Origin of the sequence: Polaromonas sp., from assembly GCF_030682935.1 — a bacterium.
In the GTDB taxonomy this organism is placed as follows: domain Bacteria; phylum Pseudomonadota; class Gammaproteobacteria; order Burkholderiales; family Burkholderiaceae_C; genus Polaromonas.
This window is the reverse complement of record NZ_JAUXNA010000229.1, coordinates 1-6,177: the sequence shown is the minus strand read 5'-3', so window position 1 is coordinate 6,177 and position 6,177 is coordinate 1. Positions and strand designations below refer to the sequence as shown.

The following is a 6,177-nucleotide window of genomic DNA, read 5'->3' as shown; positions in this document are numbered from 1 at the left end:
TGGGCATAGGCGCGGTGCTGCACCACATCATGGAGCACACGGCGCACCATGTGGACATGAGCATTCCGCTGTACCGGCTCAAACAGGCGCAAACCAAACTCGAACACATGCTGCCCGAGCGCATCGTGGTTCAGCCGTTTTCGTGGCGCTGGTACTTTGAAACAGCTCGCCAGTGCAAGCTCTACGACTACAGCCGCCGCTGCTGGACCGACTATGCAGGGCGCGCCGCCAACACGCAACCGATCTGAAAAAAGGGTGCCTCGGCACCCTTTTTAACATCAAAATAGGCCTCTAGCCCATAAAACACGGACTCAGGAAGCTATTATTTTTATAGCGCATCAACAGCCGACCCAGCACCTTCAGCCAGCCGCCCGCTGCTGCAAGATCTCGAACGCGGGCAGCGTCTTGCCTTCAAGAATCTCCAGAAATGCGCCGCCGCCGGTAGAGATGTAGTCCACCTGCGACTCAATGCCATATTTGGCAATGGCCGCCAGCGTGTCGCCGCCGCCGGCCAGCGAGAACGCGCTGCTGTCGGCAATCGCGCGCGCAATGCCTTCGGTGCCTTTGGAAAAGGCGTCAAACTCGAACACGCCGACCGGGCCGATCCAGACAATGGTGCCGGCCGCCATCAGATGCGCCGCCAGTTTGGCGGTGGTTTCAGGGCCAATGTCCAGGATCAGGTCGTCGTCGGCCACCTCGGTCGCCCGTTTGACGGTAGCCGGCGCATCGGCGGCAAAGGTCTTGGCGCACACCACATCGGTGGGAATCGGCACTTCCGCGCCGCGCGCCTTCATGGCATCCATCACGGCTTTGGCTTCAAGCAACAAATCGGCTTCGGCCAGGCTTTTTCCGATGTTCAGGCCGGCCGCCAGCATGAAGGTATTGGCAATGCCGCCGCCCACGATCAGTTGGTCCACATTGGCCGCCAGGGCCTTGAGGATGCTGAGCTTGGTCGAGACCTTGCTGCCCGCCACGATGGCGACCAGCGGCCGGCGCGGGCTGGCCAGGGCTTTGGAGATCGCGTCCATCTCGGCCGCCAGCAGCGGGCCGGCGCTGGCCACGGGGGCATATTGCGCAATGCCGTAGGTCGAGGCTTCGGCGCGGTGGGCGGTGCCAAACGCGTCATGCACAAAAATATCGCACAGCGCGGCCAGCTTGCGGGCCAGCGCTTCGTCGTTTTTCTTTTCGCCCGGGTTCAGGCGGCAGTTTTCCAGCATCACCAGCTGGCCGGGCTGCACGTGGACGCCGTCCACCCAGTCAGACACCAGCGGAACCTCACGATTCATCAACTCGCCCAGGCGCCTGGCCACCGGGGCCAGCGAGTCGGCTGGCTTGAACGCGCCTTCAACCGGGCGCCCGAGGTGGGAGGTCACCATCACGGCCGCGCCTGCATCGAGCGCCATCTGGATGCAGGGGATCGAGGCCCGGATGCGGGTGTCTTCGGTGATGGCGCAGCTAGCGTCCTGCGGAACATTGAGGTCGGCACGGACGAAAACGCGCTGGCCTGCGGCCTTGCCACTGGCGCACAGGTCGGCAAAACGGATGAAATTCATGAACAACTCCCAAAAAGACTGGCCCCGATTGTAGGAGGCTCACTTCCCGCCACTGTTCGCGGGCAGGCTTGAGCCCCCTACCAGCCCAGCCCCAGGTGCAGCGGCAAATACACCGCCATGCCGACCACGATGGTGCCCAGCACGGCCTGCCCGGCACCGCGGCGCCAGAAGTAAAACGCCGCACCTGCCGCCGCACCGTAAATGCGCGCGTCCTGCCAGGAGGCGATCAGCTGCCCCTGCGTCATGACCAGTTCGGGCGCAATGACGGCCGCCAGCGCCGCAATCGGCGCGTACTGCAGGCCGCGCTGCGCCCAGTGCGGCAGGTGCCAGGGGCGGCTGGAGATGAAAAAGAAACTGCGCGTGACCACGGTGACCACCGCCAGCCCCGCGATGACGCCCAGCGTCCACCAGTCTGTGCCCGGGCTGCTCATGCGTGCGGCCTCCGGTCGGGCGGCGCGGGCGACTCCAGCATCAGGCACAGCGCCACCGCCGCCGCAATCGCCACCACGATGTTGAGCTTGAAGGGCAGTGCAAACGCGGCCACCGCCGCCGCGCCCGCGACACCGGCCGAAATGCGGCGCATGGGCGTAGAGGCCAGCGAACAGCTCATGCCGATCAGCGCCAGGATGCCGGCGAAACCCAGACCCCAGGACACCGGAATCCATTGCGCCAGGGCAATACCCAGCAGGCTGGACACTTGCCAACTCAGCCAGTTCAGGCTGCCGTTCCCGGCCAGATAGGCCAGTTGCGCCTGGCGCTGCGCGGCGCCCACCGGCGGCTGGGAAAAGCGGCGCACAAACAGGACATACGTCATGTCGGTGCTCAAATACCCGGCCAGCAGGCGCACCGACCGGGGCAGGTGCATGACATAGCTGCGCAGGTGGGCGCTGAACACGACAAAACGCAGATTGACGCAAAAACCCGCCACCAGAATCACCCAGACCGGCGCACTCGCGGCGATCAGCGGGATGGCAGCCAGCTGCGAACTGCCGGCAAACACCAGCAGCGTCATCGCCACGGCTTCCAGCACCGACATGCCCGAGTTGACCATGGCCACGCCAGTCATCAGGCCCCAAGCCGCCAGGCCGGGCGCCACGCCGGAAATCTCGCGCGCACCCAGGCGAAATTCCGGATGGCGAAACAGTTCTGACAGCCTGTGGCGGAGGCGTCCGGCAACGCTGGCCGTCGTCAAAGCCGGGGCAACTCGAACGACTGGCCGGCCTGCAAGGCAAAGCCGCGCAAAAAATCAGCGGCGGGCAAGCGTTTGCCGCCGGCGCGCTGCAACTCGGTCAGCGTCAGCACGCCGTCAAGGCACGCCACCCGCACACCGTCGGCATTTGCAGACAAAATAGTGCCGCAGCCCATATCCGACGGACGCGAGCAGCTATCAATTTCGGAACTCCAGAGCTTGATGGTGTCGGAGCCAAACTGCGCTGTGGCACCCGGAAAAGGGTTCATGGCGCGAATATGCCGCTCGATCGCCGCCACGGGTTGTGTCCAGGCGACCGCCGCTTCGGCCTTTTCGATCTTGTGCGCATAGCTCACGCCCTCGCCGGGTTGCGGGACGGGACGAAGCCCGCCAGACGCGGCCAGTTTGAGCGCCGCCACCATCAGCCGGCCACCCAGCGGCGCCAGTTTGTCGTGCAGCGTGGCGGTGGTGTCCAGCGCCTCGATCGGGAATTTTTCGACCAGCAGCATGTCGCCGGTGTCGAGCCCGACGTCCATCTGCATGATGGTCACGCCGGTCTCCGGGTCGCCGGCCTGAATCGCGCGGTGGATCGGCGCGGCGCCGCGCCAGCGCGGCAGCAGAGAAGCATGAATGTTGAAGCAACCGAGCCGGGGCGCGTCCAGCGCCCATTGCGGCAGGATCAGGCCGTAGGCCGCGACCACCATGGCCTCGGCGCCGGCATCGACAGCGGCCTGAATCGCCGCGCGGGCAGCGGCCGCATCGTCGGGGTATTTGCCGTCCAGACGCAGGCTGCGCGGCTGTGCCAGCGCGATCTGGTGGTCCAGCGCGAACTGCTTGACGGCGGAGGCCTGCAGCTTCATGCCGCGACCGGCGGGGCGGTCGGGCTGGGTCAGCACCAGGGCAATGTCAAAGCCGGCGTTGTGCAGTTCGGCCAAGGCCACACGGGCGAATTCAGGGGTACCGGCAAAGATGATGCGCATGGGCGTCGATTCTAAAGACTCCCGGGAGCCCGAAGCGCCGCGCGGCGTTCAGCGCTCGGCGTCGCGCTCTTCGTCTTTTTTCTGCTTGACCATCTTGGTCTTGATGCGGTTGCGCTTCAGGGGCGACAGGTATTGCACAAACACCTTGCCCATCAAGTGGTCCATTTCATGCTGGATGCAGACCGCCAGCATGCCTTCAGCGGCATGCACCTGGAGCTTGCCGTCCAGGTCCAGCGCCCGCACCTTGACGGCGATGGCGCGCTCCACCCCGTCGTAAATACCGGGCACCGACAGGCAGCCTTCATCGCCCATCCGGGTCTCGGGGCTGGCCCAGATGATCTCTGGATTGATCAGCACCATCGGCTGGTCGCGGTCTTCGCTCACGTCAATCACGACCAGGCGCTCATGCACGTCGACCTGCGTCGCGGCCAGGCCAATGCCCGCCGCTTCGTACATGATTTCAAACATGGCGTCGGCCAGCGCGCGCAGGCGCGCGTCCACCGCCGCCACGGGTTTGGCCACCGTGTGCAGACGCGGATCAGGGTAACGAAGAATGGTGAGTTGGGTCAATGAGGTCGTTTGGGTCATGGGGGCAAAGGGTGAGATGTTGCTATTTTCGCCACTTTTCTCGGTTTTTTAAAGCTTCCGATATTCTCAGAATCGCGTAATCGTTGCTTAATCAAGGGCTTAAGTACAAAATCGCCAGTGATTTATCAGGATAAAAACAGGGTCTGGCGAGCTACTTGTCGTCAAGTCGGGCCCATGCCAGCCCCAAGGGCGTTCAAGATGCACATTATTTTTGGTCGTTTCAGTCACATTTCAATAGCCGCTGCAGTCCTGCTGGGCACCACCGCCAGCCTGCATGCGCAGAATTTCCCCATCAGCGCAGGCCAACAGGCCACCGCCACCCAGGTGGCCGAGAGCGGGGTTGCGCTGGCCGACCTGGCCCCCAACGCGCCCGACAGCTATACCGTCAGGCGGGGAGATACCCTGTGGGCCATTTCCGGCCTGTTCCTCAAAAGCCCCTGGCGCTGGCCCGAACTGTGGGGCATGAACCTTGAGGACATCCGCAACCCCCACCGCATCTACCCCGGCCAGCAACTCACCCTTGAAAAAGCCAACGGCCGCGCCCGCTTGCGCACGCGCCGGGCGGCCAGCGACGGCCCGCCCACCGACACCATTCGGATTTCTCCCCGCACGCGCTATGAATCACTGGCGGATGCGTCCATTCCCACACTGGCACCCAGCGCTATTGAGCCTTTTTTAGCCGAAGCGATGATTGTGGATGCGACCGCGTTTGCGCTGGCGCCGCGGATTGTGGCCACCCAGGAGGGCCGTGTGCTGCTGAGCCGCGGCGACCGCGCCTACGCGCGCGGCGAGTACACCGGCGGCGACAACAAAGGCAAGCCACTGAGCGATGCCCAAGGCGAGCCGCAGGATTTCCGGGTGTTTCGCAATGCCACGCCCCTGAAAGACCCGACGACGAAGGAAATCCTGGGCTACGAGGCACAGTATGTCGGCAAGGCCGAGCTGGTGCGCGGTGAATCCATCGTGCAGGCCAAGGACAAAGACGGCAAGGTCTACAGCGAGATCGTGCCGGCCACCATCGACATCGTGGCCGCCAAGGAAGAAATGCGGGTGGGCGACCGCCTGATGCCCGAGCCGGCGCGTGAATTGCTCAGCTATGTGCCGCGCGCGCCCGCCAGCACCATCACCGGCCAGATCGTCTCGGTCTACGGCAACGCCGTGGCCTTTGCGGCAGAAAACCAGATCGTGGTGGTCAACCGGGGCGCCCGTGACGGCCTGGAGCGGGGTCATGTGATGGCCCTCCTCAAGGACGGCCAGCGGCTGCAGGACAAGACCGATAGCGCCCGCCCGGACATCAAGCTGCCCAATGAACGCAACGGTCTGATGATGGTGTTTCGCACCTTTGAGAACCTGTCCTATGCGCTGGTCCTGCAGGTGACGGACGGCGTCAAGGTTGGCGACCGCTTCGCCAACCCGAATTGAGGCGTTGAGCGCGCGTCCCGCCTGCGGCCCTGCCTGGCAGAGCGCCTGAAACCTGTCATCACGTGGATTCCCAAGAACTTCAAGCCTGGCTGCGGCTGACCCTGTCACCCGGCATCGGCAACACCACGGCACGCAAGCTGCTGGCCACCTTCGGCTCGGCGCAGGCCATCTTTGCGCAAAGCGCGGCGACCCTGCGGCAACTCGGTTCCGACAAACTGGCCAGCGCCCTGCTGGCCGAGCCGCCCACCCTGGCCGCGCAGTTGCAGACCACGCTGGACTGGCTGCAGGCGGGCGACGACCGGCGCGTGGTGGCCCTGGGCGACGCCGCTTACCCGTCCGAGCTGCTTGACATCGAAGACCCGCCTTTGATGCTTTACATGCTGGGAACCCTTGCCCGGCAAGCGCCAGCAACCGCACAGCCAGCCGCTGTCAAGCTGGCCATCGT

The 6,177-nt window shown here is 64.6% G+C and carries 6 protein-coding genes and 2 pseudogenes; 3 read left to right on the top strand and 5 right to left on the bottom strand.

The window, feature by feature from the left end:
* Positions 1-248 (top strand): annotated as a pseudogene (locus Q8K05_RS10535) (fatty acid desaturase); the annotation flags it as partial.
* Between the two features lie 111 nt (positions 249-359).
* On the opposite strand, the gene Q8K05_RS10530 reads toward Q8K05_RS10535, so the two are convergent.
* From Q8K05_RS10530 to def, 5 genes are all read right to left on the bottom strand, one after another.
* Positions 360-1,553 carry a phosphoglycerate kinase gene (locus Q8K05_RS10530; RefSeq protein WP_305246571.1) on the bottom strand — a complete coding sequence of 398 codons (1,194 nt, stop codon included), beginning with the start codon at positions 1,551-1,553 and terminating at the stop codon, positions 360-362.
* Between the two features lie 77 nt (positions 1,554-1,630).
* Complete coding sequence (locus Q8K05_RS10525) at positions 1,631-1,984, bottom strand: AzlD domain-containing protein (protein ID WP_305246570.1); 354 nt, start codon at positions 1,982-1,984, stop codon at positions 1,631-1,633.
* Positions 1,981-2,745, bottom strand: coding sequence for an AzlC family ABC transporter permease (locus tag Q8K05_RS10520; protein ID WP_305246569.1), 765 nt, complete (start codon positions 2,743-2,745; stop codon positions 1,981-1,983). The genes Q8K05_RS10525 and Q8K05_RS10520 overlap by 4 nt, the downstream gene beginning before the upstream one ends.
* Positions 2,742-3,722 carry a methionyl-tRNA formyltransferase gene (fmt, locus tag Q8K05_RS10515; RefSeq protein WP_305246568.1) on the bottom strand — a complete coding sequence of 327 codons (981 nt, stop codon included), beginning with the start codon at positions 3,720-3,722 and terminating at the stop codon, positions 2,742-2,744. Before fmt ends, Q8K05_RS10520 begins: the two co-directional genes overlap by 4 nt.
* Positions 3,723-3,770: 48 nt before the next feature.
* Positions 3,771-4,310, bottom strand: coding sequence for a peptide deformylase (def, locus tag Q8K05_RS10510; protein ID WP_370868826.1), 540 nt, complete (start codon positions 4,308-4,310; stop codon positions 3,771-3,773).
* A gap of 198 nt (positions 4,311-4,508) precedes the next feature.
* Here def and Q8K05_RS10505 point away from each other — a divergent pair, with 198 nt between their 5' ends.
* A complete protein-coding gene (locus tag Q8K05_RS10505; RefSeq protein WP_370868827.1) occupies positions 4,509-5,732 on the top strand; it encodes a LysM peptidoglycan-binding domain-containing protein in 1,224 nt (407 codons plus the stop codon).
* A gap of 62 nt (positions 5,733-5,794) precedes the next feature.
* A pseudogene (locus tag Q8K05_RS10500) lies at positions 5,795-6,177 on the top strand (DNA-protecting protein DprA); the annotation flags it as partial.